The organism is Aeromicrobium camelliae, from assembly GCF_003850045.1.
Classification (GTDB): Bacteria; Actinomycetota; Actinomycetes; order Propionibacteriales; family Nocardioidaceae; genus Aeromicrobium; species Aeromicrobium camelliae.
The window spans coordinates 115674-131298 of the sequence record NZ_RQJX01000005.1 but is presented as its reverse complement, the minus strand read 5'-3'; the positions used below and the strand labels follow the sequence as shown (position 1 = coordinate 131298).

The 15625-nt window shown below is 71.3% G+C and carries 13 protein-coding genes and 2 riboswitches; of the genes, 5 read left to right on the top strand and 8 right to left on the bottom strand.

All coding sequences use genetic code 11. The features are described from left to right. Positions 1-3: 3 nt before the first annotated feature. Entirely contained in the window at positions 4-753 is a 750-nt protein-coding gene (gene cobF / locus EHW97_RS05780) for a precorrin-6A synthase (deacetylating) (protein ID WP_124236214.1), read from the bottom strand. After that, positions 753-4328 (bottom strand): cobaltochelatase subunit CobN, encoded by a 3576-nt coding sequence (gene cobN, locus EHW97_RS05775; RefSeq protein ID WP_124236213.1) that lies wholly within the window; start codon positions 4326-4328, stop codon positions 753-755. Before cobN ends, cobF begins: the two co-directional genes overlap by 1 nt. A 26-nt stretch (positions 4329-4354) precedes the next feature. Further along, positions 4355-4488: riboswitch (cobalamin riboswitch) on the bottom strand. A gap of 117 nt (positions 4489-4605) precedes the next feature. On the opposite strand from cobN, the gene EHW97_RS05770 reads away from it, so the two are divergent. Further along, positions 4606-6198: a bifunctional NAD(P)/FAD-dependent oxidoreductase/class I SAM-dependent methyltransferase gene (locus EHW97_RS05770; protein ID WP_124236212.1), complete on the top strand. Its 1593-nt coding sequence runs from the start codon at positions 4606-4608 to the stop codon at positions 6196-6198. A gap of 12 nt (positions 6199-6210) precedes the next feature. Here EHW97_RS05770 and EHW97_RS05765 read toward each other — a convergent pair whose 3' ends face one another. The 6 genes from EHW97_RS05765 to aztA all read right to left on the bottom strand — a co-directional run bounded on the left by EHW97_RS05765 (position 6211) and on the right by aztA (position 11391). Beyond that, a complete protein-coding gene (locus EHW97_RS05765) occupies positions 6211-6864 on the bottom strand; it encodes a (2Fe-2S) ferredoxin domain-containing protein (protein WP_208001910.1) in 654 nt (217 codons plus the stop codon). Beyond that, positions 6846-7637 (bottom strand): ABC transporter ATP-binding protein, encoded by a 792-nt coding sequence (locus tag EHW97_RS15945; protein ID WP_124236211.1) that lies wholly within the window; start codon positions 7635-7637, stop codon positions 6846-6848. Before EHW97_RS15945 ends, EHW97_RS05765 begins: the two co-directional genes overlap by 19 nt. Next, positions 7634-8689, bottom strand: coding sequence for a FecCD family ABC transporter permease (locus EHW97_RS05755; RefSeq protein WP_124236210.1), 1056 nt, complete (start codon positions 8687-8689; stop codon positions 7634-7636). The genes EHW97_RS15945 and EHW97_RS05755 overlap by 4 nt, the downstream gene beginning before the upstream one ends. Beyond that, positions 8686-9666: an ABC transporter substrate-binding protein gene (locus EHW97_RS05750; protein WP_124236209.1), complete on the bottom strand. Its 981-nt coding sequence runs from the start codon at positions 9664-9666 to the stop codon at positions 8686-8688. The genes EHW97_RS05755 and EHW97_RS05750 overlap by 4 nt, the downstream gene beginning before the upstream one ends. 54 nt (positions 9667-9720) lie before the next feature. Next, a riboswitch (cobalamin riboswitch) is annotated at positions 9721-9897 on the bottom strand. Positions 9898-9904: 7 nt separating this feature from the next. After that, the gene (locus EHW97_RS05745; RefSeq protein WP_243696320.1) at positions 9905-10564 is read right to left on the bottom strand and encodes a (2Fe-2S)-binding protein; all 660 of its coding nucleotides are present in this window, start codon (positions 10562-10564) and stop codon (positions 9905-9907) included. Between the two features lie 149 nt (positions 10565-10713). Further along, positions 10714-11391: a zinc ABC transporter ATP-binding protein AztA gene (gene aztA, locus EHW97_RS05740; RefSeq protein WP_124236207.1), complete on the bottom strand. Its 678-nt coding sequence runs from the start codon at positions 11389-11391 to the stop codon at positions 10714-10716. A 48-nt stretch (positions 11392-11439) separates the two neighbouring features. Here aztA and aztB point away from each other — a divergent pair, with 48 nt between their 5' ends. The 4 genes from aztB to aztD are packed head-to-tail and all read left to right on the top strand — an operon-like array spanning position 11440 to position 15605. Then, positions 11440-12294: a zinc ABC transporter permease AztB gene (gene aztB, locus EHW97_RS05735; RefSeq protein ID WP_124236206.1), complete on the top strand. Its 855-nt coding sequence runs from the start codon at positions 11440-11442 to the stop codon at positions 12292-12294. Then, positions 12291-13481 (top strand): hypothetical protein, encoded by a 1191-nt coding sequence (locus EHW97_RS05730; protein ID WP_124236205.1) that lies wholly within the window; start codon positions 12291-12293, stop codon positions 13479-13481. Before aztB ends, EHW97_RS05730 begins: the two co-directional genes overlap by 4 nt. Continuing rightward, positions 13475-14389, top strand: coding sequence for a zinc ABC transporter substrate-binding protein AztC (gene aztC / locus EHW97_RS05725; RefSeq protein WP_124236204.1), 915 nt, complete (start codon positions 13475-13477; stop codon positions 14387-14389). Before EHW97_RS05730 ends, aztC begins: the two co-directional genes overlap by 7 nt. A 40-nt stretch (positions 14390-14429) precedes the next feature. Further along, positions 14430-15605, top strand: a complete 1176-nt coding sequence (gene aztD, locus EHW97_RS05720; protein ID WP_124236203.1) for a zinc metallochaperone AztD — start codon at positions 14430-14432, stop codon at positions 15603-15605. Positions 15606-15625: the final 20 nt, after the last annotated feature.

Sequence of the window (15625 nt, the reverse complement as noted above, 5' to 3'; positions counted from 1 at the left end):
CGCTCACGCCGGGCTCCGCAGGAGGGCGAGATCCATGATCCAGCCGGCGGCGGCCTTCACGTGCTCGCGGGCGGCCCGGATCTCGGGCAGCACCTCCGCGACGGTGCCGTGGGCCAGTGCCTCGTCGGCGGTGCCGAGATTGGCGCCCCACCAGATCGTCCAGTCCCCGAGCGCGGCGAACGGCTCGATCGACGACAGCAGCATCGCCGCGACGTTCCGCTCCCCCGCCGCGACGGCGTCCGGCAGGTTGCGTCCGGTGGTGAGGTGCAGCGGCTGACCCACCTCGTGCAGGACGATCGCGTGCCGCGCGGCGAGCAGCTGCAGGCTCGAGACGCCGGGGATGACGTCGACCTCCAGCGGTCTGGACGCGGCGACGGTGTCGAGGATGCGCAGCGTGGAGTCGTAGAACGCCGGGTCGCCCCACACGAGGATGCCGACGTCACCGGGCGCCTCGTCGAGCGCCGCGGCGTACCGCTCGGCGCGGGCGCTGTGCCAGTCCGCGACGGCTTTGCGGTAGGCCTCGGCGTCACCGGCGACGCGCGCGCTACGGTCGCGTTCGGGGTCGCGCACGACGATGGTCGGCGGCGGCTCAGGCACGTGCCGGGCGACGATCGCCTCCCGGGCCGCCACGAGCGGGTCGTCCTCGCGCTTCTCGATGACGAGATACGCGTCGACGGAACGCAACGCCTGGACCGCCTCGACGGTCAGCTGATCGAGCCCACCCGGACCGATGCCGATGACACGAACCCGCATCACTGCCGGTCTTCCAGCTCGCCCTCGACCTCGAGGTACACCGACTGCAGCGCGGCCAGCGTCTCGGGGTCGGGTTCGGCCCACAGCCCGCGGTCGGCGGCCTCGTGCAGCCGCTCGACGATCCCGCGCAGCGCCCAGGGGTTCGACTGCCGCATGAACTGCTGGGTCTGCTCGTCGAGAACGTAGGACCGCGCGAGCTGCTCGTACATCCAGTCGTGCACGACCCCGGTGGTGGCGTCGAAGCCGAACAGGTAGTCCACGGTCGCGGCCAGTTCGAAGGCGCCCTTGTACCCGTGGCGCTGCATGGCACCGATCCAGCGCGGGTTGACCACACGGGAGCGGAACACGCGGCTCGTCTCCTCGGCGAGGGTGCGGGTCTTGACCGCGTCGGGCGTCGTCGAGTCGCCGACGTACGCCTTCGGGTCCTTTCCGGTCAGCGCTCGCACCGTGGCGACCATGCCGCCGTGGTACTGGAAGTAGTCGTCGGAGTCGGCGATGTCGTGCTCGCGGGTGTCGATGTTCTTCGCCGCGACCTGGATGCGGCGGTAGTTGGCGCGCATATCGTCCGCGGCGGGCGCTCCGTCGAGGTCGCGGCCGTAGGCGAAACCGCCCCATGCCGTGTACACCTCGGCGAGGTCGGCGTCGTCGCGCCAGTTGCCCGACTCGACGACCTGGAGGATGCCGGCGCCGTAGGAGCCGGGCTTCGACCCGAAGATGCGCGTGCGGGCGCGCCGCTCGTCGCCGTGTTCGGCGAGGTCGGCTTTCGCGTGCGCGCGCACGAAGTTCTGGTCGTCGGGCTCGTCGAGCTCGGCGACCAGCGCGACCGCGTCGTCGAGCATCGCGATGACGTGCGGGAAGGCATCGCGGAAGAAGCCCGAGATGCGCACCGTGACGTCGATACGCGGGCGACCGAGTTCCTCGAGACCGATGACCTGCAGGCCGTTGACCCGGCGCGACGCCTCGTCCCACTCCGGCCGCACGCCGAGCAGCGCGAGGACCTCGGCGATGTCGTCGCCACTGGTGCGCATGGCCGAGGTGCCCCAGACCGAGAGGCCGACCGAGGTCGGGTACTCGCCGGTCTCGTCGAGGTGCCGCTGCAGCAGCGAGTCGGCCATCGCCACGCCCGTCTCGTACGCGAGGCGCGACGGCACCGCCCGCGGGTCGACCGTGTAGAAGTTGCGTCCGGTCGGCAGCACGTTGACCAGGCCGCGCAACGGTGAGCCGGAGGGCCCGGCGGGGATGAAGCCGCCGTCGAGCGCGTGGAGGACGGCGTCGAGTTCGTCGGTGGTCTTGGCCAGGCGCGGGACGACCTGAGTCGCCGCGAACTCCAGGACGCGGACGACCTCGGGATCGTCGTGCAGACCGGCTGCCGCCGCCGGGTCCCAGGCGGCGTCTTCCATGGCCTGGACGAGCTCGCGGGCGCGCTGTTCGATCTCGTCGACCGAGCCGAGCTGCGCGTCCTGCTCTTCGAGCCCGAGCGCTGCGCGCAGGCCGGGTACCGCGCCGGTCTCGCCGCCCCACACCTGCTGGGCACGCAGGATCGCGAGGACGAGGTTGACCCGGGCCTCCCCCGCGGGCGCCTGCCCGAGCACGTGGAGGCCGTCGCGGATCTGCGCGTCCTTGACCTCGCAGAGCCAGCCGTCGACGTGGAGGAGGAAGTCGTCGAACTCCTCGTCGTCGGGACGCTCCTCCAAGCCGAGGTCGCGGTGCATCTCGGCGGCGTGCATGAGGGTCCAGATCTCGGCGCGGATCGCCGGGAGCTTGGCCGGGTCCATCGCCTGGATGTTGGCGTACTCGTCGAGCAGCTGCTCGAGACGCGCGATGTCGCCGTACGACTCGGCGCGCGCCATCGGCGGGATCAGGTGATCGACGATCGTCGCGTGCGCGCGGCGCTTGGCCTGCGCACCCTCGCCCGGGTCGTTGACGAGGAAGGGGTAGATCAGCGGCATGCTGCCGATCGCCGCGTCGGTGGCACACGAGGCGGACAGCGCGGCGTTCTTCCCCGGCAGCCACTCCATCGAGCCGTGCTTGCCGAGGTGGACGACCGCGTGGGCGCCGAAGCCGCGCTCCAGCCAGCGGTACGCGGCGAGGTAGTGGTGGCTCGGGACGAGATCGGGATCGTGGTAGATCGCGACGGGGTTCTCGCCGAAGCCGCGGGGCGGCTGGATGAGGATGACGACGTTGCCGGCCTGCAGCGTGGCGAGCACGATCTCCTGCTGCTCGTTGACGAACAGCGAGCCCGGCGCCGGACCCCACGCCTCGGCGACCTCCTCGACGAGATCGTCGGGCAGCTCGGACAGCCAGCGGCGGTAGTCGTCGGCGCTGATGCGCACGTGGCTCTCGGTCAGCTGACCGGCCGTGAGCCATTCCTCGTCTTGACCGCCCGCGTCGATGAGCGCATGGATGAGCGCGTCGCCGGCGGCGGTGTCGTCGTCGAGGTCGAGACCGGGGATGTCGCCCGGGGCGCCCAGGTCGTACCCGGCGTCGCGCAGGCGGCGCAGCAGCCGGATGGCGGACACCGGCGTGTCGAGGCCGACGGCGTTGCCGACACGGCTGTGCTTGGTCGGGTACGCCGACAGCATGATGGCGAGCTTGCGTTCGGCGGGCGGCGTGTGGCGCAGCCGGGCGTGCGCGACTGCGATGCCGGCGACGCGGCGGCACCGCTCCTCGTCCGCGACGTACCGCGGCAGGCCGTCGGCGTCGATCTCCTTGAAGGAGAACGGCGCGGTGATGATGCGGCCGTCGAACTCGGGGATCGCGACCTGGTTGGCCGAGTCGAGCGGGGTGACGCCGTCGTCGTTGGCCTCCCACTCGGCGCGGCTCGACGTCAGGCACAGCCCCTGCAGCACCGGGATGTCGAGGGCGGCGATGCGCTCGACATCCCAGGCCTCGTCGTCGCCGCCCGCGCTCACCGCGCCGGGCACCTGACCGCCGGCCGCGAGCACCGTGACGACGAGCGCGTCGAGCGTGCCGAGCGCCTCGTAGAGGTCGTCGGGTGCCGACCGCAGCGAGGACGAGAAGATCGGCAGGCCGACGGCCTCGCCGGTCGCGTCGATCGCGTCGGCGAGGGCGTGGGCGAAGCCGGTGTTGCCGCTGGCCTCGTGCGCCCGGTAGTACAAGACACCGATGCGGGGCAGGTCGGCGGCCGGTGCCGGTCGATCGGCCCAGCCCCAGACCGGAAGCACGGCGGGCGGCTCGAAGCCCTCGCCGGTCAGCAGGATCGTGTCCGACAAGAACGCGTGCAACTGGGCGAGGTTGGCCGGACCACCCTCCGCGAGGTACCGATGCGCCTCGGCCGCGACACCCATCGTGACCGTCGAGAACTCCATGAGCTGCGCGTTCGGCTGCTGCTCGCCGCCGAGGACGACCCGGGGGACGTCGGACTCCAGCAGACCGGCGGGAAGGTCGTCGGGCGATCCGAGGATCCTGGCGACGACGAGGTCGGCCTCGGCCAGCAGTCCGGCCACGGCGTCCTCGGTCAGCCGGGCGGGGTTGCCGTAGCGGTAGTCCGCCCCGCTCGCGCGAGCGGACAGCAGATCGGTGTCGGATGTGGACAGCAACGCGATGCGCGTCATGTTCCTCCTCGGGGTTCTCGCCCCTATCGGCCGGAATCGTCGCGGTCAGTGTCTGGCTTCGGCCGGGCTGAGCCGGCCTCACAGTGGCGGAACCGCCCCGGATTCGCACCGGGTTCCTGAGATCACGACGACGTGAGTCGCCTCAGCCTAGCCCGTCGAGTCGGTTCGACGTACCCCGATCCCGGTCAGCGTCGCCATGTCGAACTTCCCCGGCGACCCTTTTGCCGGTTCAGCAATTTCCCTTGCGTGTGTGGACCGACGCCTTCACGCTCGTCGCATGGAACAGCACTACGACGTCCTGATCGTGGGCGGGAGCGCGGCAGGACTCAGCGCCGCCCTCACCCTCGGCCGCGCGATGCGACGCGTCGCGGTGATCGACGCGGGCGAACCGCGCAACAGGTTCGCCCCCCATATGCACGCCGTTCTCGGCAACGAGGGAGCAGAACCCGGAGCACTTTTGCGCAAGGGACGGGAGGAGGCGGCCGCGTACGGCGTGACGTTCGTCGCGGGCACCGCGCTTGCCGTCGACGCCGATGACCGGACGGTCACCGTGGCGACGGACCAGGGCGACGTCACCGCTCGAGCCCTCATCGTCGCGACAGGCCTGACCGACGAGCTGCCGTCAGTGCCCGGCCTCGTCGAGCACTGGGGAACCGCCGTACTGCACTGCCCCTACTGCCACGGCTGGGAGGTCCGCGGCCGACGGATCGGCGTGCTGGGAGGCTCGCCGATGTCGACCCATCAGGCCCAACTCGTACGGCAGTGGACCGACCAGCTCACCTTCTTCACCGCCGGCGACGACCTCGATCCCGAGATGCGGCAACGACTTCGCGCTCGCGGTGTCGAGGTGATCGACACGCCGGTGAGCGCCGTGCTCAGCGATGACGGTCGGTTCGCCGGGGTGCGGCTCGACGACGGGCAGGAGATCGCCCTCGACGCGCTCTTCGCCGCGCCGACGCCCCGGCCCCACGACGAGTTCCTCGCCGGTCTCGACCTCGAGCGCGCCGATTCCCCCGTCGGGAGCTTCATCAGCGTCGACCCGACCGGGCAGACCAGCCATCGCCGGATCTGGGCGGCCGGGAACGTCGTGAACCCCGGCGCCAACGTGCCGATCTCGATCGCCGCGGGCGTCACGGCCGGGGCCGTCGCCAACATGGCGCTGGTGACCGAGGATTTCGACGACGCCGTGGCCGGTCGCACGGACCGAGCCGAGGACACGACTCCTGAGAAGTACTGGGAGGGCCGGTACGCCAACAACCACCGGGTCTGGTCCGGCCGGGTCAATCCGACGACGGCCGACGTCGTCGCCGCGCTCGGCCCGGGCGAGGCGCTCGACCTCGGCTGCGGGGAGGGCGGCGACGCCGTCTGGCTGGCCGAGCACGGCTGGCAGGTGACCGCTGTCGACATCTCGTCCACGGCGGTCACGCGAGGTGCCGACGGTGCCCGGCAGCGAGGCGTAGGCGACCGGATCACCTGGATCGCCCATGATCTCGCCAGCTGGCAGCCAGAGGGGTCGTTCGATCTGGTGACCGCGTCGTTCTTCCACTCCACGGTCGAGCTCCCCCGTACACAGATCCTCCAGCGCGCGGCGGCGCACATCCGGCCGGGAGGTCACCTCCTGTTGGTCTCTCACGTGTTCGAGAACGAGGACGACATCCCGCCGTGGGCGTGGCGGCGTGATCCCGACGCGGACGTTCCGCAGCAGGAGCCGGCTCTGCTGACACCCGCGGAGGAGGTCGCCGAACTGGCCCTCGACCCCTCCCATTGGGAGGTCGTCATCGAGGAGATCCGTCGGCGCGAGGCCGTGGGGCCGGACGGACAGACGGCGAAGGTCAAGGACGGCGTCGTGCTGCTGCGACGGATGACGTGAGACGGCGCCCGGTCAGGAAGTTCCGCCAAAGGCACGGGCGGACCTCGGCCGGGCGAGATCCTCGAGCCGTCCTCCGGCGATGAGATGGTCCTCGACGAGCCGGTCGACGTCAGCAGGATGGACGGGCCCGTACCACGCATCATCCGGATGCACTGCGACCACGGGCGCGTGATTGCACGGGAACAGGCATCCCGTCTGCGTGACGAGCACGTCGTCGTCGCCGAGGCCGCGGCTGTCGAGGGCCGCCGACAGGGCTTGCGCCGTCTCGACGGAGCCCTTGGCCGAGCAGCGGGGCCCGCGGCACACGAGGACGTGGTGGCGGAAGCCGGGCAGGTCCTCCCAGGCCGGGGACTCCAGCGGCGCTTCCCGGCCGGTGACGGCCGAGGCGACCACCTCCACTTCCACCCCCGGGTGCTCGCGCACCCAATGGGCCGCCACGCGCCGCAGCCAGGAGCGCGCGGGGGCCGGGCCGTGAGCGGGTAATCGCACCAGCCGCACCGTCGTCGCGCCCTCGGCTGCCAGCGCATCGAGCGCCTTGGTGAGCGACGGGTCCCCGACCTGCAGATAGGCCACGGAGGCACCGACGACCTCGGCCAGCTCCGCGAGCGCCGCGTGGTCGGTCACGGCGTCCACGCTCATCGCGACGATCAGGACACGCGCCGGCACGTGTGCTCACCGCCCTGGACCCACACCACGGTGCGCCGTCCCGCGACCGGATGCGTCTCCACGACCGCGTCGACCCCGTACACCTCGCTCACCAACGCCGCGTCGAGCACGTCGTCGACGGGACCGTGCGCCACCACACAGCCGCGGTGCACCACGATGACGTCGTCGCAGAAGGCCGCCGCGAGATCGAGATCGTGCAATGCGGCCACCGTCGTCGGGGCCACCTCGCGCACGGTGCGCAGGAACGCGATCTGATGACCGAGATCGAGGTGGTTGGTCGGCTCGTCGAGCAGCAGCACCTCAGGCTCCTGCGCCAAGGCTCGCGCCAACTGCACCCGCTGCCGCTCGCCGCCCGACAGCGTGGCCCAGCGCCGGTCGGCCAGCTCGGTCACCCGGCTGCGGTGCATGGCGCGCTCGATGCAGGCCGCGTCGGCGTGGACGGCCCCGGGCCAGCGGCTGCGGTGCGGGATGCGGCCCAGCTCCACCACGTCGCGCACCGTCAGGTCCAAGCCCGTGGTCGCGTGCTGCTCGAGCAAGGCGATCCGCCGAGCCCGCTCCCGGCTGCGCAGCGAGGCCAGCGACATGTCCCCCAGCCGCAGCTCGCCGCTCGTCGGCCGGTGCACACCGGCGAGCAGATGCAACAAGGACGTCTTGCCCGACCCGTTCGGCCCGAGCACTCCGGTGAACACCCCGGGCTGGATCTTGAGGTCGACATCGTGCAGGATCGTCCGCCCGCCGGCCTCCCACGAGACGTTCGTCAGCGTGAAACTCATGTGCGCGCCCCTCTCCAGAGCAGATACGCGAACAACGGCGCTCCGACCGCCGCCGTGACCACCCCGACCGGGAGCTCCTGGCCGGGAACGAGCGATCGGGCGACGGTGTCGGCCCAGACCAGCAAAATGGCGCCACCGAGGGCGCTCGCCGGAAGCAGGATCGTGTGCCGGGGGCCGAGCAGGATCCGCGCGACGTGCGGCACCACGAGCCCCACGAAGCCGATCGCTCCGCTGAAGGACACCAGCGCGGCCACGACGAGCGCGGTCCCAGTCAGCACGATCCAACGGAAGGCCGCCACGCCGACCCCCAAGGAGGAGGCGGCGACCTCGCCGAAGGCGAAGGCGTCGAGTGTCGAGGACACGCACCACAGCGCGATCACGGCGACGATCGCGACCACCACGAGGAAGACCGCCGAACCCCAGCGCACTCCCGCGACCGAACCCAGCGTCCAGCTCAGCACGCGGCGGGCGGCATCGTGCTCGCCGCTGAAGATCACGACGAACGACGTGTACGCCGCACACACCTGGCCCACGGCGACACCGGCCAGGACCGTGCGTGAGGGCGTCAGCGCGCCGGTGCGTCCGGCGGCCACGACCAGGACCACGGCAAGCGAGGCGAGCGCTCCCGCGAACGCCCCGCCGGTGAGCGCGGTGGTGGCCGCGAGACCGCCGCCGAACCCGAGCACCAGCACCGAGACCGCACCGACGGTCGCGCCGCCGGAGATTCCCAGCAGGTACGGGTCGGCAAGGTCGTTCCGGGTGATCGACTGCAACACCACGCCGACGATCGCCAGACCGGCGCCGACGGCAGCGGCGCCGAGCACACGCGGCATGCGCAACTGCCACACGATCCGGTCATCGACCGGTTCCACCGGGAGGTCGGCGAGACCGAGTCGGCGCACCACGACATCGAGCACCGTCGACAGCGGAAGGTGGACCGACCCGATCGCGAGCGCGACGACCATCGTGGCCACCAGCACGAGAGCCAAGACGGCGACGGGCACAGACCGACTCCCCACGCGAGCGCTGCGGGCGACGGTCGTGCCGGTCATCGCGCCAGACCGGTCAGCTGATCGGCGACCGTGGTGGCGCCCTCGATGAGCCGCACCCCGGGAGTGGTGGCGGTGAACGGCACGGTCACGAAGCGCTCCTCGCGCACGGCCGTCAGTTGACTCAGCGCGGGATCGTCGCGCAGGAGCGCCTTCTTCTCGTCGGCGCTGGAGAAACCGGCGTCGGCGAACACGATGACGTCCGGATCGGCCTCGATGACCTGCTCCCAGCTGACGTCCGCCCACGCCTTGTCGATGTCGGCGAAGACGTTCTCGGCACCGACGGCGTCGAGGATGAGCTGCGGTCCCCCGGCTCCGGCGCCGGCGAACGCCGTCTTGTCGCCAGAGTCGAACCAGAAGACCCGCAGACCGTCGCCCGGCGCATCGGCGGCGAGTTCGTCGAGGGTGGCCTGCTGCTCGTCACGGATCTGCGCGGCCCGGTCAGGCACACCGAAAGCCTCGGCGACGTCGGCGATCTCCTGCCACACCGTCTCCCAGGCGACCTCCGGCTTCTCGTCGGACTGGCAGCCGAGGGGCGAGACGTAGCTGGCGATGCCGGACTTCTCGAGTTCGGCGCGGTCCCCCGCCGCCTCGGCGTCGAAGGCCGAGGCGTAGGAGGCGTAGACGAAGTCGGGCCGGGCGCTGAGCACGGTCTCACCGTCGGGGTAGGCGTCGGCGAGCACCGGGACCGACTCGTAGGCGGCTTGCCACTGCTCGGGGATGGCGTCGTCGAGGTAGGCGGTGCCGGCGAGCTGATCCTCGACGCCCAGCGCCAACGCGACCTCCGTGGCGCCCTGGTTCATCGTGATGGCTCGGGCGGGGCGGTCGGTGACCGTGGAGGTCATGCCGCAGCTCGAAAGCTCGACGGGATAGCCCTCCGCGGTCGCGGTCTTGTCGTCGGCGGCCGGCGCGCCGGCACACCCGGCGAGCAGGACGGCCGAGGCCACGAGGGAGGGCAGGATGCGGGAACGGACGACCATGACAGGTCCCTTTCGTCCGAGGCTCGTACGCGGAGCCGTGAGGGGCGGATGACGCACGCGAACGTGCGGCCAGCAGGTCTTCGGACTCGGGTTCCGCCGAACGGAGCGCCTTCCCAGAACAAGTCCAGTGGCGTGTTGCTCCGCCCGTCACCCTCACCGCTGCGCGTCAGTCCCGGACTCTCACCGGGTTCCCTGGCTCATGCGAGCACGACTGGCGCGAGCAATGTAGCACCCGCGCTCAGGGCTGCGCGAGCACGCAGTCACCGCAGTACCCGCCACCGGGGACCCGGTAGTACAAGCAGCAGGACGTGCGAACGAAGTGCCGGTCGACGATCTCGCCGTGGCCGAGCAGTGGTTCGCGGCGCAGCGCGTCGAGCGCCAGGACCGCGGCCTGCGACGTCCGCTCCGCGCCGGCGCGATGCAACGCCGCGACGGAGCCGAAGACGGCCGAGGCCGCGTTGCCCCACAGCACGGTCCGCGACAGCGAGAACCCCTCGGCGAAGCGCTCGACGAGCGGCGCGACCGCCCCGGTCAGCGCCGTCCCGAGCGTGTCGGACCCACCGAGTCGGTCGACCGCCAGCGCCCAGGGCCCGGAGGCGGCGGCTCGCCACCACATGCTGTCCAGGGTGATCGCAGGTGGCGTGGTCGCCGTGGCAGTCGCTCCGAGGACGGGCGACACGAGCTGGGAGAAGAGTCCGAGGGCGACCGTCGACGCGGCGACCCGCACGTCGTCGGCGGAGCCTTCGAGCCCCAGGGCACGGGAGGTGTGTTCGACGCGGGACTCGAGCGGACCCGGCGCCAGCAGGGCGGAGAGCGGACGCCAGTCCTTGTCCGGCTCGTACCGGTCGACCGCGAAGTACGGACCGAGGGCCGACAGCGCCGCCAGCGTCCCGTCCATCCCCACGCCCGCACGCTAACACCGCACGCCCTCGCAGATGGTCGAGTAGGAGGTCGCTCAGCGACAACGCGGCCATAGGTGGTCGAGTAGGGCGGAGCTCTGCGGAGCCCGTATCGAGACCACGTCACCTCGCGGCTCGTTCCTCGCCGCTACTGGATCGCTGCCGACGTGGTCGGCTCGGCCTTGGTGATGGTGCCGTGGGTGAGGTGGAGGACGATGTCGCTGGCGGCGAGAGCGTCGTCGTCGTGGGTGGCGTGGAGAACGATCCGACCCTCGGCGGCCAGCTCGGCGAGGAGATCAGCAACCACGCGGCGGACCTCGCGGTCGAGGCCGGTCGTGGGTTCGTCGAGGACGATGACCGGCGCCCCGGTCGTGAGCGCCCGCGCCATGAGCGTGCGCTGCACCTGACCGCCGGAGAGTTCGTCGAGTCGCCTCGAGGCGAGGTGGTCGATCCCCACGCGCTCCATCGCCGCCTGCACGGCGAACCGGTCGCTACGCCGCAGCGGCCGCCACCATCCGCGGTCACTCCAGGTTCCCATCGTCACGACATCGCGGACTGTCACCGGCAACCGCGAGTCGAGATCCGTGCGTTGCGGGACGTACGCGATACGACCGGGCAACTCGACGGTTCCGCGGTGAGGGCGGCGCACTCCGCACACGATGTCGAGCAAGGTCGACTTGCCGGCCCCGTTGTCGCCGCGCAGCGCAGTGACCTCCCCGGCCCTCACCGACAGCTCGACGCCCTGCAGCACCGGCCGGTTCGGATAGGCGAACCAGACGTCCCGCGCACGAAGCTCGGCTGTCGTGGCGGCGGATGAGACCAGCATGCAGACCCCTAACGAAAACGATTCTCATCTGCATTGTACGGTCGTGCCGTGGACGTTCTCACCGAGCCCTTCGCCGTCTCCTTCGTGAGCCGGGCTGCCCTCGCCGGCATCCTGGTCGCGATCGGGTGCGCCTGCGCGGGCACCTGGGTCGTCCTTCGCGGCATGGCCTTCCTCGGCGACGCGATGTCGCACGGGATGCTCTCCGGAGTCGCCACCGCCTCGCTCCTCGGCGCGAGCCTGCACTTCGGAGCGGCGGTCGCCGCAGGCGCCATGGCGGCAGGCGTCAGCGCCCTGCAGCGCAGTCGGCGACTCGGCAACGACACGACCATCGGCCTGCTGTTCGTCGGGATGCTGGCGCTCGGCGTCATCATCGTCTCGGCCTCGTCGTCGTTCGCGGTCGATCTGACCGCGTTCCTCTTCGGCGACGTGCTCGGCGTCCGCTCCAGCGAAGTTCTGGTGCTGGCGGCGACCACGACGGTGATCGTCGTCGTCACCATCGTGGGACGACGGGCCTTCCTGCTCGCCGCACTCGACCACCGCATCGCGCAGACGACAGGTCTTCGACCGCGCCTGACCGAAGGCGTGCTGCTCGCGCTCCTGACGCTCGCGATCGTGTCGTCGTTCAGCGTCGTCGGCACCTTGCTCGTCTTCGGCATGCTCATCGCCCCGCCGGCCGCGGCGCTGCTGTGGACCTCACGCGTGTCCTCCGCGATGGTGCTGGCCGCGGCGTTCGGCTGTATCGCCGTGCTCGGCGGTCTCGTCATCTCCTGGCACGCCGCGACAGCCGCCGGAGCGACCATCGCCCTCACCGCGGTCGGCATCTTCGCGCTCTCGCTCGGACTCTCGTCCCTGAAACGCCGGCCGACCTCCCCCCTCCCCACCGAAAGGACGCTCGTCTCGTGAAGTTCAGGACTGCCTGTGCAGCCGTCACCACCACCCTTCTGCTGGCCGCGTGCTCGTCACCGGGTTCACCGGATGCGGACTCGCCGGCCGGACACGGTCATGGTGCGGTCAGCGGGGCGAGCGAGGAAGCCGAAGCGCAGTACCACCTCGTGGCTGCTGACGCGGAGACCGGAGCGGTGGCGATCATCGATCTGCTCGACGAATCGGTCGACACGGTGGAGGTCGCTGCTCCCGTGACGTCGCTGGCGTCCGACGGCCGCTTCGCCTACGTCGGTGCGGACGAGTGGACGCACGTCCTCGACACCGGTGTCTGGACCTGGCCGCACGGCGACCACAACCACTACTACCGCGGGGAACTGGCGGACCTCGACGCTCACGGCTGGGGCGACGGCCACGCCATCGGCGGCTTCGGTACCGCCACGGCCGCTTTCGACGACGCCAGCGGCGAGGTGACGGTGGTGGACCGTGACGCGCTGGAGGACGGGGAGGTCACGACGGCGACGTTCGACGCGGGGGAACCGCACCACGGCTTCGCACTCGGCGTCGGTGACCGCCTCCTCACGTCGACCTCGTCGGGCCCGGAGCTTCCGGACGGCCTGCAGTGGCGCGATCACGAGGGCGAGGTCGTCGAGGAGCTCGACGTGCCCTGCGCCGACCTGCACGGAGCCGCCCGGGTGCGCGACACGGTCGTGGTGGCCTGCGACGGTGGCGCGCTGGTGGTGGACGCCGACGGCGCCGAGCTGGTGCCGTACCCGGACGGAACCCCGCCCGACGACCGGGCGTGGTCGTTCGCGCAGCGTCCGCACAGCACGGAGCTCGCCGCCCTCCGCGGCGATGCCGGCGCGTGGCTCTTCGACGTCAACGCCCGCAGCTGGACCGCCATGGACGCGCCGAACGCCGTCGCCACCGTCGCCCTCGGAACCGGCCTCGGCGTGCTCACGCTGGATGCGTCGGGAACGCTGCGGCACCTCGACGCCGCGGGCGCAGTCGTGGCCGAGGCGCCCCTCGTCGAGAAGCTCGACGCCGACAACCCCCCGACGATCGTCGCCGACGCCGCCCGCGCCTACGTCAACGACGCGGACGCCGGCGTCGTGCACGAGATCGACTACGCCGACGCGCTCCGCGTCTCCCGCACGATCGACACCGACGGCGTGGCCCCGACCTTCCTCGCGGAGACGGGATGGTGAGGCGCGCCGTCGCGCTCGCGCTCACGGCCGCACTGAGCACCGTCGGGCTCGCGGCCTGCGTCGGCGACGGGCCCGGTGAGGGCAGCATCGTGGTGACCACCAACATCCTCGGCGACGTGGCGCAGCAGATCGTCGGCGAGGAGGCCGAGATCGTCGTCCTGATGCCCGACGGCGCGGACCCGCACTCGTTCGAGATCTCCGCACGCGACGCCGCCACTGTGGAGAGCGCCGCGCTCGTGGTGAGCAACGGACTCGGCCTCGAGGAGGGCGTGCAGAACACCGTCGACGCGGCAGCGGACGCGGGCGTTCCCGTGCTCGCCGTCGGCGAGGAGGTCGACCCCCTGGAGTACCAGGAGGGCAGCTCCGTCGGGCAGGCCGACCCGCACTTCTGGACCGATCCTGAGCGGATGCGCGAGGCCGCGCGACTCATCGCCGACCAGGTCATCGAGCACGTTCCGGACATCGACGCGGCAGCGGTGGAAGCACGTGCCGCCGACTACGACGCCGAACTGGCTGCGCTGGACGGCGAGATGCGCGAGGCGTTCGACCGCATCCCGGCGGACCGACGCACCCTGGTGACGAACCATCACGTCCTCGGCTACCTCGCCGATCGGTACGACTTCGAGGTGCTCGGCGCCGTGATCCCGAGCGGGACGACGCTCGCGTCCCCCAGCGCCGCCGATCTCGACTCACTCGCCACCGCCATCCGCGAGGCGGGCGTGCCGGCGATCTTCGCCGACTCCTCCCACCCCGACCGGCTGGCTCAGGTGCTGGCGGAAACGGCGGGAGTCGACGTCGACGTGCGCTCGCTGTACTCCGAATCGCTCACCGCCGACGGCGAAGCCGCCACCTACCTCGGGATGATGCGCGCCAACACCGCCACCATCGCGACCGCCCTCACCCCCTGAATCCCGGCCACCTCGGCCACACCCCATCGAAGGAGAAATCATGCGAAGGACCCGTTCCACCCTCGTGCCGCTCGCGGCCGCGAGCATGCTCGCGCTCGCCGCGTGCGGCAGCACGAACGACGACGCGGCAGGCGACGGAGGTTCGAGCGACCAGTCGATCGATCACCCGATCGTGACGACCTACGACGGCGGTCTGCTCGTGCTCGACGGCGAGACCCTCGAGGTCGCCGAGGACATCGAGCTCGACGGCTTCAACCGCATCAACCCGGCAGGCACCAACGACCACGTCATGGTGTCGACGTCCGAGGGCTTCCAGGTGCTCGACGCGACCGCCGGTGAACTCACGGACATCGTGTTCGAGGCCGACACCCCCGGTCACGTCGTCCGTCACGCCGATCTCGCGGTGCTGTTCGCCGACGGTACGGGCGAGATCACCACGTTCGACCCGCACGACCTCGACAGCGGCGAGAAGCCCGAGACGGAGACCCATCAGACGCCCGAGGCCCACCACGGTGTCGCCATCCAGCTCGAGAACGGCGACATGCTGAGCACCCTCGGCGACTCCGAGACCCGCGTGGGCGCCCGCGTCGTCGACGCCGACGGCAACGAGATCGCCCGCGCCGAGAACTGCCCCGGCGTCCACGGCGAGGCGACCGCCCGCGGTGAGGTCGTCGTGATCGGCTGCGAGGACGGTGTCCTCACCTACGCCGACGGCGAGTTCACGAAGATCGACAGCCCCACGGAGTACGGCCGTATCGGCAACCAGGCCGGCTCGGAGGAGTCGTCGGTCGTGCTGGGCGACTACAAGCAGGACCCGGACGCGGAGCTGGAGCGCCCCACGCAGGTCTCGCTCATCGACACTGAGACGAACGAGCTGCGGCTCGTGGACCTGCCGGCGAGCTACACGTTCCGCTCGCTGGCTCGCGGTCCGGAGGGCGAGGCCCTCGTGCTCGGCACCGACGGCAAGATCCACGTCATCGACCCCGAGTCCGGCGAGATCGTCCGCGCGATCGACGTGATCGACGAGGAGTGGACCGAGCCGCTGGACTGGCAGCAGCCGCGCCCGGCGATCTTCGTGCGCGAGGGCACCGCCTACGTGAGCGACCCGGCCGCGCAGCAGATTCACGCCGTGGATCTGGAGTCCGGTGAGATCACCGCGACGGCCGACCTCGAGGTCGCGCCGAACGAGCTCAGCGGCGTGCTCCACGCCCACTGAGCACCGGCGGGTGCTCACCG

Excerpts from the sequence above, each read along its gene's own strand:
- cobF (WP_124236214.1), bottom strand. The coding sequence starts at position 753 with ATGCGGGTTCGTGTCATCGGCATCGGTCCGGGTGGGCTCGATCAGCTG.
- cobN (WP_124236213.1), bottom strand. The coding sequence starts at position 4,328 with ATGACGCGCATCGCGTTGCTGTCCACATCCGACACCGATCTGCTGTCC.
- EHW97_RS05770 (WP_124236212.1), top strand. The coding sequence starts at position 4,606 with ATGGAACAGCACTACGACGTCCTGATCGTGGGCGGGAGCGCGGCAGGA.
- EHW97_RS15945 (WP_124236211.1), bottom strand. The coding sequence starts at position 7,637 with ATGAGTTTCACGCTGACGAACGTCTCGTGGGAGGCCGGCGGGCGGACG.
- EHW97_RS05755 (WP_124236210.1), bottom strand. The coding sequence starts at position 8,689 with ATGACCGGCACGACCGTCGCCCGCAGCGCTCGCGTGGGGAGTCGGTCT.
- EHW97_RS05750 (WP_124236209.1), bottom strand. The coding sequence starts at position 9,666 with ATGGTCGTCCGTTCCCGCATCCTGCCCTCCCTCGTGGCCTCGGCCGTC.
- EHW97_RS05745 (WP_243696320.1), bottom strand. The coding sequence starts at position 10,564 with ATGGACGGGACGCTGGCGGCGCTGTCGGCCCTCGGTCCGTACTTCGCG.
- aztA (WP_124236207.1), bottom strand. The coding sequence starts at position 11,391 with ATGCTGGTCTCATCCGCCGCCACGACAGCCGAGCTTCGTGCGCGGGAC.
- aztC (WP_124236204.1), top strand. The coding sequence starts at position 13,475 with ATGGTGAGGCGCGCCGTCGCGCTCGCGCTCACGGCCGCACTGAGCACC.
- aztD (WP_124236203.1), top strand. The coding sequence starts at position 14,430 with ATGCGAAGGACCCGTTCCACCCTCGTGCCGCTCGCGGCCGCGAGCATG.